The 20,321-nt window shown below is 66.8% G+C and carries 13 protein-coding genes; 9 read left to right on the top strand and 4 right to left on the bottom strand.

The features are described 5' to 3' along the window. On the top strand, positions 1–695 hold a 695-nt coding region (locus IRZ12_RS05915), incomplete at its 5' end, for an ankyrin repeat domain-containing protein (RefSeq protein ID WP_296465602.1). Between the two features lie 8 nt (positions 696–703). On the opposite strand, the gene IRZ12_RS05910 is transcribed toward IRZ12_RS05915, so the two are convergent. Then, positions 704–1,783 carry an ABC transporter ATP-binding protein gene (locus IRZ12_RS05910; RefSeq protein ID WP_296465600.1) on the bottom strand — a complete coding sequence of 360 codons (1,080 nt, stop codon included), beginning with the start codon at positions 1,781–1,783 and terminating at the stop codon, positions 704–706. 112 nt (positions 1,784–1,895) lie between these two features. On the opposite strand from IRZ12_RS05910, the gene IRZ12_RS05905 reads away from it, so the two are divergent. From IRZ12_RS05905 to IRZ12_RS05880, 6 genes are all read left to right on the top strand, one after another. Beyond that, positions 1,896–3,515, top strand: a complete 1,620-nt coding sequence (locus tag IRZ12_RS05905; RefSeq protein WP_296465597.1) for an iron ABC transporter permease — start codon at positions 1,896–1,898, stop codon at positions 3,513–3,515. Positions 3,516–3,590: 75 nt separating this feature from the next. Then, positions 3,591–4,613, top strand: a complete 1,023-nt coding sequence (locus tag IRZ12_RS05900) for an extracellular solute-binding protein (protein ID WP_296465594.1) — start codon at positions 3,591–3,593, stop codon at positions 4,611–4,613. An 89-nt stretch (positions 4,614–4,702) separates the two neighbouring features. Further along, the gene (recC, locus tag IRZ12_RS05895) at positions 4,703–8,209 is read left to right on the top strand and encodes an exodeoxyribonuclease V subunit gamma (RefSeq protein ID WP_296465591.1); all 3,507 of its coding nucleotides are present in this window, start codon (positions 4,703–4,705) and stop codon (positions 8,207–8,209) included. Next, positions 8,206–11,925, top strand: a complete 3,720-nt coding sequence (gene recB / locus IRZ12_RS05890; RefSeq protein ID WP_296465588.1) for an exodeoxyribonuclease V subunit beta — start codon at positions 8,206–8,208, stop codon at positions 11,923–11,925. Before recC ends, recB begins: the two co-directional genes overlap by 4 nt. Beyond that, positions 11,922–14,006 carry an exodeoxyribonuclease V subunit alpha gene (gene recD / locus IRZ12_RS05885; RefSeq protein ID WP_296465585.1) on the top strand — a complete coding sequence of 695 codons (2,085 nt, stop codon included), beginning with the start codon at positions 11,922–11,924 and terminating at the stop codon, positions 14,004–14,006. Before recB ends, recD begins: the two co-directional genes overlap by 4 nt. Before the next feature lie 94 nt (positions 14,007–14,100). After that, entirely contained in the window at positions 14,101–15,015 is a 915-nt protein-coding gene (locus IRZ12_RS05880) for a DMT family transporter (protein ID WP_296465582.1), read from the top strand. A 243-nt stretch (positions 15,016–15,258) separates the two neighbouring features. Here IRZ12_RS05880 and IRZ12_RS05875 read toward each other — a convergent pair whose 3' ends face one another. Beyond that, complete coding sequence (locus IRZ12_RS05875; RefSeq protein ID WP_296465579.1) at positions 15,259–16,068, bottom strand: tannase/feruloyl esterase family alpha/beta hydrolase; 810 nt, start codon at positions 16,066–16,068, stop codon at positions 15,259–15,261. Between the two features lie 266 nt (positions 16,069–16,334). Between IRZ12_RS05875 and IRZ12_RS05870 the strand changes: the two genes are divergently transcribed. Beyond that, a complete protein-coding gene (locus IRZ12_RS05870) occupies positions 16,335–17,783 on the top strand; it encodes an MFS transporter (protein WP_296465577.1) in 1,449 nt (482 codons plus the stop codon). Between the two features lie 8 nt (positions 17,784–17,791). Here IRZ12_RS05870 and IRZ12_RS05865 read toward each other — a convergent pair whose 3' ends face one another. Further along, positions 17,792–18,337 carry a FecR domain-containing protein gene (locus IRZ12_RS05865; protein WP_296465575.1) on the bottom strand — a complete coding sequence of 182 codons (546 nt, stop codon included), beginning with the start codon at positions 18,335–18,337 and terminating at the stop codon, positions 17,792–17,794. A 148-nt stretch (positions 18,338–18,485) separates the two neighbouring features. Here IRZ12_RS05865 and IRZ12_RS05860 point away from each other — a divergent pair, with 148 nt between their 5' ends. Continuing rightward, positions 18,486–19,739 carry an MFS transporter gene (locus IRZ12_RS05860; protein WP_296465572.1) on the top strand — a complete coding sequence of 418 codons (1,254 nt, stop codon included), beginning with the start codon at positions 18,486–18,488 and terminating at the stop codon, positions 19,737–19,739. A 12-nt stretch (positions 19,740–19,751) separates the two neighbouring features. On the opposite strand, the gene IRZ12_RS05855 is transcribed toward IRZ12_RS05860, so the two are convergent. Continuing rightward, entirely contained in the window at positions 19,752–20,246 is a 495-nt protein-coding gene (locus tag IRZ12_RS05855) for a TPM domain-containing protein (RefSeq protein ID WP_296465569.1), read from the bottom strand. Positions 20,247–20,321: the final 75 nt, after the last annotated feature.

Genomic DNA, 20,321 nt, shown 5'->3' with positions numbered 1-20,321 from the left:
ATTTAAAGGTATTTGGCATGAACAACACACTGGTTCGCTCGGTGCTCGCCTTCCTTGCGGTCTGGTGGTGTGCGGCGGCCTTTTCGACGTCGCAAGCAGGGGCGGCCGAAGAATTCTGGATCGCGATACGCAATGACCGCGCCGATACGGTCAAGACGCTGCTCCAGCGGGGCCTGGACCCCAACATGCCCAACGAGCTCAGCAATACGCCGCTCTTGGAGGCCATCAAGGAAGAATCGTGGGCGGTCTATGACGTGCTGCTCGCCGACAAGCGCATCGATGTCAACCGCAAGAACCTGCTGGGCGAAAGCCCGCTGATGTACCTCGCCATACGCGGCGAAACCGCACGCATGCAAGCCTTGATCGAGCGTGGGGCCGAGGTCAACCATCCAGGCTGGACGGCGCTTCATTACGCGGCCTCGAAAGGCAATGACGACGCCGTGCGCCTCCTGCTCGAGCACCATGCCTACATCGATGCCGAGTCGCCGGGAAAAATGACGCCGCTCATGATGGCCATGCGCTACAACCACGCCTCGACGGTGAAGTTGCTTCTCGACGAAGGCGCCGACGGATACGTGCGCAACGAGGAAGGAAAAAATGCCGCCGACCTCGCCCGGGAAGCGGGTAACACCCGGCTGGCGAATGATTTCGTCGAGCGCCTGAATTACGAGCGCCAGCGCCGCATGCGGCGGTGATCGCGCCTCTACGCCTGTGCGCCGGCGGCAGGGAACGACACCAGCCGGTTCCCGCACAAGCGTATGCCGATGTCGTCGCCCACCTGGTGACCGTCTTCCTGCGGCATGTACGCCAGCACCTCGGAGCCCGACGGCAGGCGCAGGGTATAGACGTAGTCCGGCCCGCGGAAAGTCTTGTGCACGAGGCGGGCCCGGATCGGACTGCGCCCGTCGGCGCAAATGTCTCCCGGCCGGACCAGTACGGTCAGTGCCCCGTCCCGTCCGCCTTGCGGCGGCGTTTGCGTGGCCTCGGCTTCGCCCAGCTCCAGGCTGACCCGCCCGCCGTCGCCGATCGACCGGCCCGGCAGGAGCACCCCGGCGCCGATGAAAGCCGCCACGAAAGGCGAGGCGGGCGAGTGATATAGCTGGTAGGGGCTATCCCACTGCACGATCCTGCCGTGCTCCATCACGCCGATTTCGTCCGCCATCGCGAATGCCTCGGCCTGGTCGTGCGTCACGAGGAGGGCGGTCGCCCCGGCTTCCTTCAGAATGTCCCGGATCTCACCGGCCAGGCGTTCGCGCAAATCTGCGTCCAGGCTGGAAAAGGGTTCGTCCAACAGCAAGAGCTCCGGCCTCGGCGCGAGCGCCCGGGCCAAGGCCACACGCTGCTGCTGGCCGCCGGACAGCTCATGGGGATACTTCCTGGCCAAGGCCGACAGGCCAACCAGCGACAAGAGCTCCCCGACGCGCCGTGCACGCTCGGCGGCCGATTCGCGGCGCAACCCGAAGCCTACGTTGTCGGCCACGCATAAATGCGGGAAGAGGGCGTAGTCCTGGAACATGACGCCCACCCGGCGCTTCTCGGGCGCGAGGCTGCGGCGCGGGGTCGCCACGACCTCGCCATGCAGCGCAATGCTTCCTGCCAGCAAAGGTTCGAACCCGCTAATGGCGCGCAATACCGTGCTTTTTCCGCAGCCCGAAGGGCCGAGCAGGCACCCGATGCGGCCTTCCCGCAGCTCCATCGACAGGTCGTCGACCACGACATGCCAGCCGCCCGGCACGCGATAACCGACGCGTATGTGATCGAGTTGCAGGTGGGAATGAGGCATAGTGACAAAGCGAATCGCAAGAGCAGATGAATATAATTCGTATTCCCATATGCCGCCAACGCGAAAGCAGGTCTGCGCGCCGGCTCCTCTCACCAACCCTTTCAGAGGCCCGATGCACCGACGCACCGCGCTCTCCTGGCCCGCCGTTGCCGCGGCCGCCTTCATCGCCATCCCGATCCTGGGGCTGCTGCTGTCGGTATTGATCACCGACTCGCAGGCGCGCGACATCCTGTCCCATCTCGCGGCGACGGTCCTGCCGTCCTACGTCGCCACCTCGCTGGCGCTAATGGCCTGCGTCGGCACGGGCGCCGCGGTGGTCGGCATCGCGGCGGCCTGGGTGGTCGCCGCCTACGATTTTCCCGGGCGCCGCGTCTACGAATGGGCGCTCATCCTGCCGCTCGCCATGCCGACCTATGTCATGGCCTATGCCCTGACCGATTTCTTCCAATTCTCCGGCCCCGTGCAGACCCTGCTGCGGGAGGTGACGGGCCGACCGGCGCTTCCCTGGTTTCCGGCCATACGCTCCTGGTACGGCGCAGCGCTCGTGTTTATCTTTGCGTTCTATCCCTACGTTTACCTGCTCGCGCGCACCGCGTTCCTGGAACGCAGCCCTGGACTGGCCGAAGCGGCACGCACGCTCGGCTGCGGCCCGGCCCGCGCGTTTTTCACCGTCGTGCTCCCGCTCGCCCGGCCCGCTGCCGTGGCCGGCGTCACGCTGGTACTGATGGAGACCCTGGCCGACTACGGCGCCGTCTCGTATTTCGGCGTGCAGACGTTCACGACCGGCATTTACCGGGCATGGCTCTCCATGGGCGATCGGATCGCGGCCTCGCAGCTGGCCGCCGCGCTCCTCGTCTTCGTTTTCGTCCTCGTGTGGCTGGAGCGGCGCAGCCGCACTCGCCTGCGCTTCCATGCCGGCGCCCACAAGCGTCCGCCCACGCCCAAGCGGCTCACCGGACGAAGCGTGGCCTGGGCCCATTTGACCTGCCTGTTGCCGCTCACCATGGGCTTTCTGCTGCCTGTCGCGATCATGCTTCGCATGGCTTTTCGGGACCTGGATGCGGTGAACTGGAGCCGGTATGCCGACTGGCTCTCCAATACGCTGCAGCTCGCCGCCACGACCTCCGTGCTCGCAGTGGCGGTGGCCGTGGCGCTGGCCTATGCGGCGCGCCTCGCGCCCGGCCGGGTGGTGCGGTTGGCCAACGGCATTGCTGCCCTGGGCTATGCCGTTCCGGGCGCAGTCTTGGCAGTGGGGCTGCTCGTCGTCGTGGGCGCGCTCGACCGGTGGCTCGAATCGATAGGCGGCTGGCAAACGGCCTTCACAGGTACGCTGACGCTGCTGATCTACGCCTACCTGGTCCGCTTCCTCGCCGTCGCCTTGCAGACCGTGGAGGCCGGCCTGGCCAAGATCACTCCTGCGCTGGACGCCAGTGCACGCACGCTCGGAGCCACGAGCTGGGAGTTGCTCGTGCGCGTACACCAGCCGCTGCTGCGACGCAGCCTGCTCACCGCGGCCCTGCTGGTCTTCGTCGACGTCATGAAGGAATTGCCCGCCACGCTGGTGCTGCGTCCGTTCAACTTCGACACGCTGGCCGTGATCACCGACCAACTCGCCTCGGATGAACGCCTGGGGGAGGCCGCCGTGCCTGCACTGACCATCGTCCTGGCCGGGCTGTTGCCCGTCATTGTGCTGGCTCGGGCCATTTCCCGCGGCTCCCTTACGAGAAGCTGAAAAGTTTGACTCGCCTGATTGGTAATGATAATAATTTCAATTCCCTGACTGAGCTCTTCTGTGGAGAGTGCGTCCATGCCCAAGCTTTCCTTGCTCTGCGCAGCGTTGCTGGTATCCGCCGGCCTCCAGGCGCAGGAATTGAACATTTATTCAGCCCGCCATTACCAGACCGACGAGATCCTCTATAAAGGCTTCACAGACCAGACGGGCATCAAGATCAACCGCTTCGAAGCAGGGGATGCCGCACTGATCGAACGCCTGAAGAGCGAAGGGGCGAAAAGCCCTGCCGACGTCATCCTGATGGTAGATGCCGCACGCCTGTGGCGGGCGGAGCGGGACGGCCTGTTCCAGCCGGTCAATTCCAAGGTCCTGGCCGAGCGCATTCCCGCCAACCTGCAGGGCGGGGAGCCTGGCAAAGATCCCCTTTGGTTTGGCTTTTCCACCCGCGCGCGCGTCATCGTCTACAACAAGGCCACCGTCAACCCAGCAGACGTCGACACCTATGAAAAGCTGGCCGATCCTAAGAACAAAGGCAAGGTTTGCACCCGGTCCGGCTCGCACCCTTACATGCTCTCGCTGCTCGGTTCGCTGATCGAGCGCAACGGCGAGGCCGCCGCGGAGCAATGGGCCCGGGGCATGGTGGCCAACATGGCACGCCCACCGCAGGGAGGCGACACCGACCAGATCAAGGGAGTCGCCTCGGGCGAGTGCGGCGTGGCCTTGACGAACAACTACTACTACGTGCGCATGGCCCGTTCCGACAAGCCGGAAGACAAGGCGGCGATCGCCAAGGTCGGCTTCATCTGGCCCGACCAGGCCGGCCAAGGCGTGCACATGAACGTGGCCGGTGGCGGGGTGGCGCGCCACGCTCCCCACAAGGAAGCCGCGGTCAAGTTCCTCGAATACCTCGCCAGCGACCAAGCGCAAAAGTATTTCGCCGCCGGCAACAACGAGTGGCCCGCCGTCCGTTCGGTCAAGACCGACAACCCCGCCCTTGAGGCGCTCGGATCGTTCAAGGCGGAAACGGTCTCGATCGCCGCCATCGGCCGCAATCAGGTCACGGCACAGAAAATCCTGGACCGGGTCGGATACAAGTGATCCGCCCCAAGGGGCCGGGCAGGGCCCCCTGGGAGACAGGCCAGCGGCCGGTAGAATGAGGCATTGCCACGCTCGCCTAGCTTCGAACGATGCCTTTTCCGTCCTCGCTGCCCCCCGGTTTCATGGTCGTCCACGGCAATCGCCTGGAGGAGCTTCGCGGCGTAGCGGTGTCGTGGATGAAGCGATACCCGATCGGGCCGCTCGAGGCCGAGACGATCCTGGTCCAGAGCAACGGCATCGCACAGTGGCTCAAGCTCGCCCTGGCGGAAGATCCGCGGGGCGGCGGCGAAGAAGAGGGCGCCGTGGGATGCGGCATCGCGGCGGCAGTGGATGTCCAGCTGCCCGGCCGCTTTCTTTGGCGCGCCTATCGCTGCGTGCTCGGACGTGACCGGCTGCCCGAAACCTCATCCCTGGATCGCGACGGCCTGACCTGGCGCCTCGTGCGCCTGCTCCCCACGCTGCTCGACGACGACGTGTTCCTGCCGCTACGGCGATTCCTGGCCGACGACCACGGCATGCGCAAGCGCCACCAATTGGCCGAGCGCCTCGCGGACTTGTTCGACCAATATCAGGTGTATCGCGCGGACTGGCTGGACGATTGGGAGCACGGGCGGGACGTCTTGCGCACGTCCCGGCGCGGGATCGTGCCCCTGGGCCCGGAAGATCGCTGGCAAGCTGCACTGTGGCGCGCCGTGCTCGCAGACCTGGGCGAAGACGAACGCCTCCATAGCCGTGCGCGGGTACATCGCGAATTCGTGGCCCGGCTCGCCCGCGCCGATCGCGCGCCCGCCGGCCTGCCCCGGCGCGTCATGGTGTTCGGCATTTCGTCCATGCCCGCGCAGGCCCTGGAAGCGCTGGCGGCACTGTCGAAGTTCTCGCAGGTGCTGCTGTGCGTGCACAACCCTTGCCAGCACCATTGGGCCGACATCGTGGCCGACCAAGACCTGCTGCGCCACCAGTATCGCCGCCAGCAGCGCCGCCCCGGCATGCCGGCCGGCGCCGGCACGCAGGCGCTGCACGGGTTCGGCAACCCCTTGCTCGCTGCCTGGGGCAAGCAGGGGCGCGATTACATCAACCTGCTCGACACCTATGACGTCCCCGAACGTTATCGGGACCACTTCGCGCCCATCAGCGACCGCCGCATCGATTTGTTCAGCGAGCCGCGCGCCGACCGGCTGCTGACGCAGATCCAGGACGACATCCTGAACCTGCGCTCGCTCGCCGAGACGCGCGACCACTGGGGGCCGGTGGATCCCGCGCGGGACCGCTCCGTGCGCTTTCACATCGCACACAGCCCGCAACGCGAAGTCGAGGTCTTGCACGACCAGCTCCTCGCGCGCTTCGACGCCGACCCCCAGCTGCGTCCGCGCGATGTGATCGTCATGGTGCCCGACATCGATGCCTACGCGCCGCACATCCGGGCCGTGTTCGGGCAGATCGACCCCCAGGACCGCCGGTACGTCCCGTTCACATTGGCGGACCAGGGGCAACGTGGACGCGAACCGCTGCTGATCGCCGTCGAGCACTTGCTGAAGCTCCCCGAAAGCCGCTTCGCCGTCAGCGAAATCCTGGACCTCCTGGACGTGCCGGCAGTACGCAAGCGCTTTGGCCTGAAAGAAACCGACCTGCCGACCCTGCACCGATGGATAGAAGGCGCGGGGGTACGGTGGGGACTGGACGGCCGCCAGCGTGCGAGCCTGGGGCTGCCCGCAGGCATGGAGCAGAATACGTGGCGGTTCGGGTTGCGCCGCATGCTGCTCGGCTACGCGGTCGGCTCCGGCACAGCTTTCCACGACATCGAGCCCTATGACGAAATCGGCGGCTTAGAAGCGGCCTTGGTAGGTTCGCTCGAAGCGCTGGTGCAGGGTCTGGACGAGGCCTGCGCCGAGCTCGCGACTCCCGCATCGCCCGACGCCTGGGGACAGCGGCTGCGCCGGCTCTTGTCGCAGTTCTTTGCCCCCGCCCACGCCAACGAGGAGGCCGCATTGGGCGTCCTCTCCCAATTGCTGGAAGAGTGGCTAGACACCTGCGAGCGAGCTCGCTTGCATGAAGAACTCCCCTTGGTGGTCGTGCGCGAAGCCTGGCTGGGCGCCCTCGACCGCAGCAGGCTCAACCAGCGCTTCCTGGCCGGTGCGGTCAATTTCTGCACGCTCATGCCCATGCGTGCCATCCCGTTCAAACTCGTCTGCCTGCTGGGCATGAACGACGGCGAGTATCCCCGTGTGCAGCCGCCTTCGGATTTCGACCTGATGCGGGCCGATTACCGTCCGGGCGACCGTTCCCGCCGCGAAGACGACCGCTATCTGTTGCTCGAAGCGCTGCTATCTGCCCGCGAGGAGCTTTACGTGAGCTGGGTCGGGCGCAGCGTGCGCGACAACAGCGAACGGCCGCCATCGGTCCTGATCGCACAATTGCGCGACCACATCGCCGCGGGCTGGCGCCTGCAGGGCGCGCCCGATGATGGCCAGGCGCTGTTGGATGCGCTCACCACCGTCCATCCTCTCCAGCCGTTCAGCCGGCGCTACTTCGCGGGCGACCCAGGCTATTTCACCTATGCCCGCGAATGGGCCGCGATGCACGAAAGCAAGCCTTCCCAACGGCCGGTGCCGGACTCCCTGCCACCGCTGCCGACCCCCGCCAAGACGCTGGACTTCATCCAGTTGCAAAGCTTCGTCCGGGATCCGCTGCGCGCCTTCTTCAACCAACGGCTCAAGGTCTACTTCGACGACGCGGACGCCGCTGCGGAAGACGAGGAGCCCTTCGCCCTCGACCGGCTGGACCATTACCAGCTGAGCGACTACTTGGTACATGCCGCCCTCGACGCCGAAGACGAAAACGATGCGCTCGGGCGGTTGGAAGAAGCAGCCCGGTCCCTGGCCCGCAGCGGGCGGCTGCCTCTCGCGGGCTTCGGCGAACGCCTGCGCCAGGCGCTGATCGCGCCGCTGCCGCCGCTGTTGGCCCGTCATCGGGAGCTCCGCGCTGATTGGCCGGATGCGCCGAGCGCGCCGGTGGGAATCGACCTGCCGCACGGCACGGCACGGCTCCAGGGCTGGCTGGCCGGCTTACGGACCAATGGGAAAGGGGAACATTTGCTCTTGGAGGTGGCCCCGAACGAGATCGGGGCCGACAACAAGCGCCTCAAGTGGCCGCGGCTGATCCGCCCCTGGGTGGCGCACCTGGCCGGCAATGCGATGGGGCTGCGGCAACAGACCATCCTTCTTGCCACGGATGCCGAATTGTCCTTTCCTCCGCTGGCCGCGGACCAGGCGCGGACGTGGCTCGCCGCGCTGCTGGACGCCTGGGAGGCGGGCATGTGTTCACCGCCCCCGGTGGCCGTGCGCTCGGCATTCGCCTGGCTGGCGGCGCTGCCCGACCAAGACGCCGCCTATGAACAGGCCCAGAAGGTTTACGAAGGCTCTGCCTTCGCAGCCGGGGAAAGAACGGGCAGCCCTTACTTGACACGCCAGTATCCCGACTTCGCAGCGCTCTGGTCCGAGGGCGCATTCGGCGAGTGGGCCGCCACCCTTTACCAGCCGCTTCTCCAGACAGTCAGCGAGCACATGCATTCATCGCGCCGACCGGGAGATGCCGCATGAACGCCGCCTCCCGCCCAACCGTCCGGCAAGACCTCGCACTGAGCCTGCCCCTGCGTGGCAGCCGGTTGATCGAAGCCAGCGCGGGCACTGGCAAGACCTTCACCATCTCAGCGCTATTCGTCCGCCTCGTGCTCGGCCACGGCGGAGAAGGCGCCGGGTTCGGCCGCGAGCTGCTGCCACCGGAAATTTTGGTGGTCACCTTCACGGATGCGGCCACACAAGAACTGCGCGACCGCATCCGAACCCGGCTCGCACAGGCCGCGCGACATTTCCGCGAGGAGATCGACGCCCCCGACGCCTTGATCGGGCAGCTGCGCGCTTCCTACGACCCGGGCGACTGGCCTGCCTGCGCGTCCAAGCTGGACGTCGCCGCACAATGGATGGACGAGGCCGCCGTCTCGACCATCCATAGCTGGTGTCAACGCATGCTGCGCGAACACGCGTTCGATAGCGGCAGTCTCTTTGAGCAGAAGCTGGAAACCGACCAGACCGAGCTGCTGGCGGAGGTCGTGCGCGATTACTGGCGCAGGCATTGCTATGCCCTGCGAGGGCAGGCCTTGGAATGGGTAGAGCAGAATTGGGGGACGCCGGATCAATTGCGCCACCGGATCATGCCCTTGCTCCCCCATGTCTCCCCCCGCGAGGCCGGGGGCGAGGTGATGCTGCAGGAGCTGCTGGATGGGGCAATGCGGGCGAGGAAAGACGCGCTGGCTCGCCTGAAGGCGCCCTGGCCGGCATGGGCGGCGGAATTGCGCGCCCTCTGCGATGCCGCCTGCGCGGCCAAGCAGGTCAATGCGCGCAAATTCCAGGCGCGCTGGTACGGCCCCTGGTTCGACAGGCTCGCCGCCTGGGCCGCCGACCCCGAGCAGGAAGGGCTGGACCTCGGCACGGGGTTCCACCGGCTGACCCCCGCCGGCATGGCGGAAATCTGCGCTCCCGGGTTTACGATTACGCATCCGGGGCTCGACGCCCTGGCGAAGCTGCCGGAACACTTGGACCGGCTCCCTTCGGCAGACGCCGACATGCTCGCGCATGCGGCCCGATGGGTGCGCGCGCGTTTCGACGAAGAAAAGCGCCGCCGTGCCGAGATGGGGTTCGACGACATGCTGGCGCGACTGGACGAGGCGCTGCGCGGCGAGAACGGCGATCGCCTGGCGCAGCTGATCCGCGCCCAGTTCCCGGTTGCGCTGATCGACGAATTCCAAGACACCGACCCCGTTCAATATCGCATCTTCGACCGCATCTACCGGGTCGCAGAAAACCGGGAAGATTGTGCGCTGCTGATGATCGGCGACCCCAAGCAGGCGATTTACGGCTTCCGGGGTGCTGACATCCACACCTATCTGTCAGCCAGGACGGCGACCCGCGGGCGCCACTACAGCCTGGACACCAACTACCGCTCGAGCACCGACATGGTAGAGGCCGTCAACATGCTGTTCGCGGCGGCCGAAAACCGGGCGCAAGGGAAGGGGGCGTTCCTCTTTCGCCAGCGCGACGACAACCCCTTGCCATTCTCCCCGGTACGGGCCAACGGCCTTGCCGAGACGCTGGTCGTCGACGGCGCGCCCGGGCCTGCGCTCGGCATCTGGGTCGCCGAACAGGAGGCACCAAGCGCCATCGGTGCCTATCGCAACGTCATGGCCGCTGCCTGTGCGTCCGCCATCGTGCACCTGCTGGAAACGGGACGCCGCGGACGAACGGGATTCCGCCGCGGCGAGGTAGTGCGAGGGCTTCGACCCGCGGACATCGCCGTGCTGGTGCGTGACGCGATCGAAGCGCAGGTGATCCGCTCCGAGCTGGCCGCTCGCGGCATACGCAGCGTCTACCTGTCAGACAAAGACTCCGTGTTCGATAGCGCCGAAGCAGCAGACGTGCTTCTCTGGCTCCGGGCCTGCGCCGAGCCGGAAGCGGATCGTCGCCTGCGCGCGGCGCTCGCCAGCCCGACGCTGGCCCGGCCGCTCGCAGAACTCGACGCACTGAACCGCGATGAACGTGCATGGGAAGGCTGGGTGCTGCGCTTCCGGGGCTACCGTGACATTTGGCGACGGCAGGGGATATTGCCCATGATGCGGCGTTTCATGGACGACTTCGAGCTTCCGTCCGCCCTGGCGCGGCGTGCCGACGGCGAACGCGTCCTCACCAACCTGCTGCACCTGGCCGAACTGCTGCAACGCGCCGCCGGGGAGCTGGATGGAGAACAAGCGCTGATTCGCCACCTCGCCGAGCATCTGGGGCAAGACCGCCAGGCAAGCGATGAACAGATTCTGCGCCTGGAAAGCGATGCGGAATTGCTCAAGGTCGTGACGGTGCACAAGTCCAAGGGGCTCGAATACCCGCTCGTCTTCCTGCCATTCGCCTGCTCATTCCGTCCCGCCGACAAGAATCGCCCACCCCTGCGTTATCACGACGACCAAGGCAACTTGGTCGTCAGCCTCGCGCCCGACGAAGACGAAGAGCGGTTGGCCGACCAGGAACGGCTGGCGGAAGATTTGCGCCTGCTCTATGTCGCGCTCACGCGTGCGCGCCACGCATGCTGGCTGGGCGTGGCCGATCTGCAGAACGGGCGCGACAAGCAATCGGGCTGGCATCGCAGCGCGCTCGGCTATCTCGTCGGGGGAGGGCAGCAGCTCGCCCGCAGCGCAGACCTGCCGGGACTGCTGCAGGCCCTGGATCCCTCGGGGGCGCGCATCCGCGTCAGCGCCGCCCCGGCCATCGACGGGCACGCACTGACCGGTGACGACGCATCACACGAGGCGCCAAGCTACCGGATTCCCACCCGCGAGCCGGGCGAACCCTGGTGGATTGCCTCGTACAGCGCACTGCGCATCGCCCAGCTCGCGCCGGCAGAGCGGGGGCCAAGCCCGCTCCTGCATGGCGACCTGAGCCCGGAAACGCCGGAAGCGCAGAAGCTCTACGACGACGACGAAGCCGAGCCCGACGGCACGCCGACCGTGTCCGGCGGCACGGGCATGCACCGGTTTCCGCGCGGTCCGGGGCCCGGGACCTTCCTCCACGGCCTGTGCGAATGGGCCGGAGCCGAGGGTTTCGCCGACATTGCCGCCGCCCCCGAGCGGGTCGCCGACGTCGTCGCCCGCCGCTGCAACCGGCGAGGCTGGGAGCCCTGGATCGCTCCGCTGAGCCGATGGCTCTCGGGATTGCTAGAGGAGCGCCTACCCCTGGGCGGGGCAGGAGAGAGCTTCTGTCTCGCCGAGCTGCGCGCCTACCAGGTCGAAATGGAGTTTTGGTTCGAAAGCCGCAATGTCGATGTCTCGCGCATCGACGCCCTGGTGCGGCGCCACGTATTGCCCGGCATGCCACGTCCGGCCCTCGAGCCGGCCATCGTCAACGGCATGTTCAAGGGTTTCATGGACCTGGCATTCGAACACCACGGCCGTTACTACGTGGCGGACTACAAATCCAACTGGCTCGGCCCCACCGATGCGGCCTACACCCCAGCCGCCATGCAGGCGGAGATCCTCGCCAAGCGCTATGACCTGCAGTACGTGCTGTACCTGCTTGCGCTACACCGCCAGCTGGCGGCCCGCCTGCCTGATTACGACTACGAGCGCCACTTGGGGGGAGCCCTTTACCTATTCCTGCGTGGCACCGGCGCGCCGACGCGGGGCGTGTATTTCGACCGGCCGCCGCGGGCGCTCATCGAAGCGCTCGACCGCCTGTTCACCGGCGCCGGGTCTGCCATGGAAACGCCAGCATGATTTCGGGATCGTTCAATTACGAACTGCCTTTCGATGCGCCTCCCGAGCCTTCGGCCCATCTGCGCGATCGACGGGCCTTGCTCGGCTTGCTGGACCAATGGGCCGAGCGCGGCTGGCTGCGCCGCCTGGACCGGGCGTTCGCGGGCTTTCTCTACGACTGTGAGCCACAAGCCGATCCGCTGGTGGCCTTGGCGGCGGCATTGGCCAGCCACCAACTCGGACACGGGCATGTGTGCCTCGACCTCGCCCTGGCGCTGGAGCGGCCGGACGAGGCACTGTCTCTTCCTCCCGAAGGCGACACGGCGCAGGCGATGAGCTTGCCTTCCGACGTGCTGGCGGGCGTGGACCTGGACGCCTGGCAACAAGCTCTCGCGGCGAGCCCACTCGTTGCCACGCCGGAGGCGGCGGAAGGGGACGCTGCCGGACGCCCGCTGGTCCTCGATGGCCAACGCCTCTACCTGCGCCGCTACTGGGACTTCGAGCAGCGCATCGCCACATCGCTCCGGCGCCGGCTGCAACAGCCAGTCAACCCGCCACCCGGGCTAAAGCAGATGCTAGCGCAGCTGTTCGACGCCCCGGACGCATCGCCCGCGCCTGGCCCCGACTGGCAAAAACTCGCCTGCGCCTTGGCCGCCCGCGGCAGCGTCAGCATCATTACCGGCGGACCGGGGACCGGCAAGACCACGACCGTGGTAAGGCTGCTCGCGCTGCTGCAAATGGCTGCGCACGAAGCAGGGCGGCCGCTGCGCATCCTCTTGGCTGCCCCGACCGGCAAAGCCGCGGCGCGCCTGGCTGCTTCGATCGCCGACCAAGTCGGCCGGCTGCCAGTCCCCGATGCGGTGCGCGCCTCCATTCCTACCGACGTGTCCACCCTGCATCGCCTGCTCGGAAGGCGTCCGGACACGCGCCACTTCCGCCACCATGCGGGCAATCCGTTGCCGCTGGACGTGCTCGTCGTGGACGAAGCATCCATGGTAGACGTGGAAATGATGGCGCACCTGCTGGCCGCGCTGCCCATCCACGCCCGGCTCGTCATGCTCGGGGACAAAGACCAGCTCGCCTCGGTGGAGGCGGGCGCGGTACTGGGCGATCTGTGCAAGGACGCGGAAGAGGGGAGGTATACCGTTGAGACCGTGCGCTGGCTGGAAGAAGCCAGCGGGGAAAGCTTGGCCGAGGCCGGACTCCTGCCCGGCGAACCGCAGCGGCACGCCATGGCCCAGCAGACCGTCATGCTGAGGCGCTCGCGGCGTTTCGGCGCTGACAGCGGCATAGGCCGATTGGCCCGCGCCGTCAACGCCGGCGACCCGATATCGGTGCGGCGCGTACTGGACGAAGAGGCGTCCGGCGATGACGCCCACATTTATGCGGCCCGCGCCCTCGCGCCGGACGCGCTGGACAGCCTGCTGCTCGACGGCCATGCCCGAACTGCGCGCGGCAAGCCGCAGGGCTACGCCCATTACCTCAACGTCCTGCAAACACACCGCCCGCCAGCCGGCCTGCCAGCGGACGATCCTGCCTGGGACGCGTGGGCCCTGGCGGTCCTTGGAGCCTTCGACGAATTCCGCCTCCTGTGCGCGGTCCGAAAAGGCGAACATGGCGTGGAAGGCCTCAATGCACGCGTCTCGCGCGCATTGTGCGCCCGCGGCCTGATCGCGCAAGAGCAGGGCTGGTACGAGGGGCGCCCGGTGCTCGTCACCCAGAACGACTACAGCCTGGGCTTGATGAATGGCGACATTGGCATCGCGCTGCGCATCCCGCTCCCGGGAGCATCCGGCGAGACCGCTTTGCGCGTCGCTTTCCCGCGCAGCGACGGATCGCCCGGCGTGCGCTTCGCGCTGCCGAGCCGCCTGACTGCGGTCGAAACGGTGTTCGCCATGACCGTGCACAAATCGCAGGGCTCCGAGTTCGCGCATACGGCCCTCATCCTGCCAGCCACGATCAGCCCCATCCTGACGCGCGAGCTGATCTACACCGGCGTGACGCGAGCCAAGACCTGGTTCACGCTGATCGAGCCGCACGCGGGCGTGCTCGAAGAAGCCGTCACCCGGCGCGTGCGGCGCACCAGCGGCTTGGCAATCTAAGGCGGCCCTGGTGTCCCCTCGGGCTGTGCAACAATGCCGGCCGCGGAGCAGGGGGGCTGTCTCCGCCCCATCGCTTCCTACTGGAGTCCGTTCCTTGCGCATCATCGATTTGGCCACATTGATCGCCCTGGCAGGGCTTTGGAGCCTAGGCTTCGTCTTTACGCGCGAACTTTCACCCCTGCTCGGCCCCATGCCGACCGCCGCCGGGCGCATTGTGCTGGCCGGCTTGTTCTTGGCGGGCGTCATACTGGTTCGCCGCCAACCGTGGCGCTTTCACGGCAAGCTCGGCGCGGGGCTGCTGCTCGGGGTCGTCAACTCCGGCATCCCGTTCGTGCTGTATTGCTTTGCCGCGCAATACCTTCCAGCCGGATACCTCGTCATTCTCAACGCCACGACGCCGCTCACGGGCGCCTTGATCGGCGCGGCGTTTTTCCATGATCGCATCACCGGCTACAAGATCGCCGGCGCGGTAGTCGGCATGCTCGGCGTGGCAGTGCTCACAGGCGCCGGGCCCGTCGAGTTCGGACTGCCGGTGCTCATGGGCTGCCTGGCCTGCCTGCTGGCGGCTGCTTGCTATGGCCTGGCCCCGTTCCTGACACGACGCTGGATCTACGAGCGAGGCAGCTTCGACAATCTCTTGCTCACGTTCAGTAGCCAGGTCGGCGCCATGCTCCTCGTCGTCCCGATGGCGGGCGCCACGGGCCTGAACCGGCCGTTGGCGGAACTGGACGCCTATGCGCTCATGCCGTCCATGCTGGCGCTGGGCGTGCTCAGCACGGGCGTCGCGTACTTGCTGTATTTCCGATTGCTGGCCAACATCGGACCGCAACGCATCCTGACCGTGACATTCATCATGCCGCCGTTCGGCGTGCTGTGGGGAACGCTGTTGCTGGGCGAAGCACTGTCATGGGCGCATCTGTGGGGCGGCCTGGCGATTTTGCTTGCGGTGTACCTGAGCTTGCAGGCTCCCAAGGCGTCCGCGCCAGAAAGCACGGGCAAGCGTGCCTGATGGGACGCGGCGGGCTGCGCCCCGCCAAGCCAAATATGCGCATAATGTATATTATGTAAAGTCACGTGGAAAAGAGAAAGGCGGCCAGTACCAGGCGGCCCCGCCTCGTTCCCGGGCCATTCGGTCTAACCCGTCTGCGCCATCCCCCTCGTTTCGTTGCGGGCTCATGGAGAGTGCCTGGCCCCCGAAGGCCGGGCCGCGCGTGACTCACTGTACACGCGCGGCCCGGCGCCCACATGGGCGTCAGTCTTCTACGACGCAGCGGAAGTTGGCAGCGTCATCCGTGCTGCCGGTGCCGACATAGCGCGCCACGGCCGGGTATTGGCACAGCGGCCGCGTACGCTCGATGCCGTTGGCCACGACGTTGCCCACGAACTTCGTCGCGATGATCTCGGCCGGTTTCTGGTCCTTTTCGGACCAGTCCATCAGCGCGCGGAAGATATCGTGCTTGGCGTCCTGCGGTACCGAACCGCTTGCGCGTTGGCCGAACTGATTAGGCCCGTCGCCGCCGCTGCAGTGGCCCATGCCCGGCACCATGTAGAGCACGGCGAAATCATCCACGCCCTCGCCCATGGTCTTGCGCACGTTGTCGTAGTAGCGGATCGTGCCTTGCGGCATGATGAGCGTATCGGCCCAGCCGTGGTACATGATGAGCTTGCCGCCGCGGCTCTTGAAAGCCGACAGATCGGGATTGTCAGTCGCGATCACCGGCCCGACCGCATTCACGGTGTCGGTGAAGAACTGGCCATAGTTGGCATAGGTGAGCGTCTTCCAATCCCAGTCCGGATCGAGGTACACCCAGTACTTGGGCTGCTCGACGGCGATCGAGAACGGCGTTGCCCCGGCAAGCGCACCCAGGGGCGTGCCGCGCTCAAGCCCTGGCCACAGGAGTTCACCCTCGATGTTCCGTGCGCCGTCCCAGATCTTCTTGATCGCCACGGCCTCAGCCGGCGTCAGGCAGGAGTTGTCGGTGCAATCGGGCCGGGTAATCCCAGCGACGCGCGCACCGCAGGTGAGCGGCGTGGCGCGGTGTATGTCATGGCGACGGAACACGCCCGTCGCCTTTTTATGCGCTGATGGTAGTGCCCTGCGCGGGCGATGACATGGACGATCTCGACATGCATCAGGACAATCAGAACATGGCGTGCCTGCCCCACGCTTCACTGTGCCCGCGGGTATGCTGCTTGCTGAAGCATGAGCGGCTCATCCCTTGGTACTACGCCTTTCACGGCGGAGCACAGGTGTCCACTACCCATTGCGCGCACGGCCGGTCCGCGGCTGGCGCTTGAAAGCCGAAGCGATATGATCGAATAGCGTCGATGACCCGGGCCTATCCGCACGTGATACGCAGCAACCTTCCACGCAGGCTCGACCGCCTGCCTTGGTCTTCCTGGCACACGCGCGTGGCCGTCGCGCTGGGTGTCGCATGGATCCTGGATGGACTGGAGGTCACGCTCGTCGGCAGCGTGGGCGGAGTACTGGAGCGTGGCGACACCCTGGGCCTGAGCGCGGCGCAAATCGGTTGGTCAGGCTCCCTTTACATCGCCGGCGCGGTGCTGGGCGCATTGGGGTTCGGCTGGCTGGCCGATCGCCTCGGCCGCCGCAAGCTGTTCCTGGTCACCTTGGTGATTTATACCGTTGGCAGCCTCGCGACGGCCTTCTCCCCGGGGTTCCTCATGTTCGCGCTGTGCCGCTTCGTTACGGGCCTGGGCATAGGGGGCGAATATGCGGCGATCAATTCCGCCATCGATGAACTCATCCCGGCCCGGGTACGGGGACGCGTCAATCTCGCGATCAACGGCAGCTTCTGGCTGGGTGCGGCGCTCGGCGCGGGTTTGAGCCTCTTGGTGCTGGACCCGCGCGTGTTCGGCCCCGTATGGGGATGGCGCGCGGCGTTTCTTGCGGGCGCAGCCATGGCCGTCGCGATCCTGCTGGTGCGCCGCCACGTGCCCGAGAGCCCGCGGTGGCTGATTGCGCACGGCCGCCTGGGGGAAGCCGAACGCATCGTGTCAGCCGTCGAAGCCGAGGTGGAGCGTCGACACGGCAAGCTCCCGCCGGTGACTGGCGAGATGCCAGTTGCAGGCCGCGCCGCCTCGCTTGCCATGGTCGCGCGCGTGTTGTTGCACCGCTATCGGCGCCGCAGCGCCGTCGGCCTGGCGCTGATGGTGGCGCAGGCGTTTTTCTACAACGCCATTTTCTTTACGTATTCGCTGGTGCTGACGCGCTTTCACCATGTGCCGGAAGGCCGGGTCGGACTCTACGTCTTTCCGTTCGCGCTTGCCAATGTGCTAGGCCCTCTTCTCTTGGGCCCGCTTTTCGACCGCATCGGCCGCCGGCGCATGATGGCGTTCACCTACACATCCGCCGGCCTCGGCCTGGCCTTGAGCGGATGGGCTTTCGTACAGGAGTGGTTGGATGCCCGCTCCCAGGCATGGTGCTGGTCAGCCGTGTTTTTCCTCGCATCGGCCGCCGCCAGTTCCGCCTACCTGACGGTGAGCGAAGTGTTTCCGCTGGAAATGCGCGCCATGGCAATCGCGATCTTCTATGCCGTGGGCACGGGGCTGGGAGGGTTCGCCGGCCCTGCCCTGTTTGGCGAGCTGATCGGCACCGGCAGCCCCGCCGCGGTCGCCGCGGGCTACGCCGCCGCAGCATCGCTGATGATGCTTGCCGGCATCGGCGCGCTGCGCCTCGGCGTGGATGCTGAGCGCAGGTCCTTGGAAGAGATCGCCCCGCCGCTGGGTGCCGAAGCCGATGTGCCGCCCCGGTAACGGCGCGCTCAAGGCCGGCTAACGCTGTGCGTGCGGCTGCCCATGTCTATGGTCAGGAGGTCGCCAGCCTGCAACTCGACGAATTCGCGCGGGCCCGCGGTGACGGTACGTACTTTCAATGCGCCCTCTTTCACCGCCACCTTCAGTTGCTCCGGTGCCGCCGCCACGCTGAAGACGATGTCGGGCAGCTCGAGGCGGGAACCCTCGATGACGACTTCGTTCAGGCCCGATTGGACAGTAAAAGCCGCGCGGTACAGCCATCGCACCCGGAATGTCGCTTCCCCTTGCGCAAGGGAGACGTGCCGGCGGCGGGAGTAATACGCGACCCCGAGAACCGTGTCCGGCCCGGCCTCGATGCGCGAGCCGTCGGGCAGGCCGAGCTGCCGGGAGCCGGCCTCGGTGCGAAGCCGCTCCGTGAATTGGGGCGAGCTGTCGCGCATGACCCAGCTGACAGTCAGCATGCCGAGCAAGACGAGCACGAGCGCAGCGGCGCTCCACAACAACCACTTGCGCCACGTCGAAGAGGGCTGGGAAGAAGAATCGGGTCCGGACATGAAAAGGTGGGAACAGAATCGCGATCGGCTGCTGCGATTATAAGGACCGTCCCGGAAAGCCGGCCCGACATGCCTAGATGCCCGTTCGACATTGGACGACGCGGCCCGAAAAGCCTAGAGTGGAGCCCTCGCTTTCCCTCGCCGTCCCATGTCGTCTTCTTCCCGCAATCCGCACGCCCACGCCGGGTCGAGCCCCATCCCCCCACAGGGCCCGGTCCATCACATCCAACGGGGCACCCGCGATTTTTGGCGCGCCGTCGTCGCACTGTTTGCATCCGGATTTTCTACGTTCTCCCTGCTTTATTTCGTCCAACCGCTACTGCCGCTGTTCTCCCACGATTTTTCGCTCTCCCCCGCGGCCAGCAGCCTGGCCATCTCGCTGACCACTGCGCTGCTGGCCGTATCCATGCTGCTGGCTAGCGCCATGTCGGAACGCCTGGGACGCCGACCGCTGATGATTGCCTCCTTGCTCAGTTCCGCCGCGTTGACCACGGCCATGGCCTGGCTCCCGGATTGGCCGGTCCTGCTCTTCATGCGCGCGCTCATGGGCATCACGTTGAGCGGGTTGCCAGCGGTCGCCATGGCTTACGTCGGCGAAGAGATGGAGCCGCGCGCGGCCGGTTTCGCGATGGGGCTATACATCGGCGGATCCGCCATCGGCGGCATGTCCGGACGCCTGCTGGCGGGAATCATTGCCGAGGGCTTCGGCTGGCGCACCGCCGCCCTGCTCATCGGCCTGCTCGGATTCTCGGGCGCCGCCTTGTTCTGGAAAACGCTTCCGGCATCGCGCAACTTCCACCCGCGCCCCCTGGACGTGCGCGGGATGGCGGCCGGCTTTCGCGCGCATTTGGTCAACCCTGTCATGCTCCGCTTGTTCGCGCAGGGCTTCCTGCTCATGGGGGGATTCGTGGCGGTCTACAACTACGTAGGCTTTCGCCTGCTCGCGCCCCCCTTCTCGCTCGGGCACGCGGTGGTCGGCATGGTGTCCATCGCCTACCTGGCCGGCATCTTCAGTTCCGCCTGGATGGGAGACCTGGCCGCCCGGCACGGACGCGGGCGGGTCATGACGGCCGGGGTCCTGCTGCAACTGGCGGGGTCGCTGCTCATGCTATCGCCCCACCTTGCGCTGCTCGTGGCTGGCATGGTCATCCTGACCTTTGGTTTCTTTGGCGCCCATTCCATTTGCAGCACCTGGGTCGCCCGCACTGCACGGCAAGGTCGCGCCCAAGCCTCGTCGCTCTACCTCTTCGGCTATTACTGCGGCTCGAGCCTGATCGGTGCAGGCGGCGGCTATGCGCTTGCCGAAGCAGGCTGGACCGGGTTCATCGGGCTGGTCGCCGCCTTGCTGGTGCTGGCCGCCCTCAATGCCCTGCTGCTGTCGCGCAGCGTCCCGGAGAGTTGACCGGCTCGGTGCCTACATGACGTAAGGGCGGTCGGGCAGCTCGTTGCTCCGCTCCGCACCGGGATAGTGGCGGGCCAGCGTGGCGCCCAACGCCGCGATGCCGTCGATGACGCCCTGCTCATAGCGGCCTTCCCGGAAGGCGTGCTCGATGTTGCGGCAGATGGTCTCCCAGGCCTCGGCGCCGGCGCGGGCATGAATGCCCCGGTCGCAGACGAGCTCGACGGCATGGTCGGCCATGAGCACATAGAGCAAAATCCCGTTGTTTTCGGCCGTATCCCACACGCGGTGCAGGGCGAAGACCTCCAGCGCCCGTTCCCGCGGCGACTGCTGCTGCCACAAGGGCCCCATGTCGAGCGCGCTTTCCACGACGAAGCGGATCTCGCCGTGGCAGCGCGCCTCGACCTCGCGTATGGCCCGCTCGATGGCATCGAGCGCCGAAGGCGGAAAGGCCCGGCGCGCCGCGCGGCGCGTCGTGAGCAGGTGTCGCAGGAATCGTTTGAACGCCATGGTCACCACCGCCCCGAGGCGCCGCCGCCGCCGAAGCCTCCACCGCCTCCGCCGCCGAAGCCGCCTCCTCCGACC

This window comes from Pigmentiphaga sp., from assembly GCF_019689535.1.
Classification (GTDB): Bacteria; Pseudomonadota; Gammaproteobacteria; order Burkholderiales; family Burkholderiaceae_B; genus Pigmentiphaga.
This window is presented reverse-complemented; position numbering and strand designations above follow the sequence as displayed.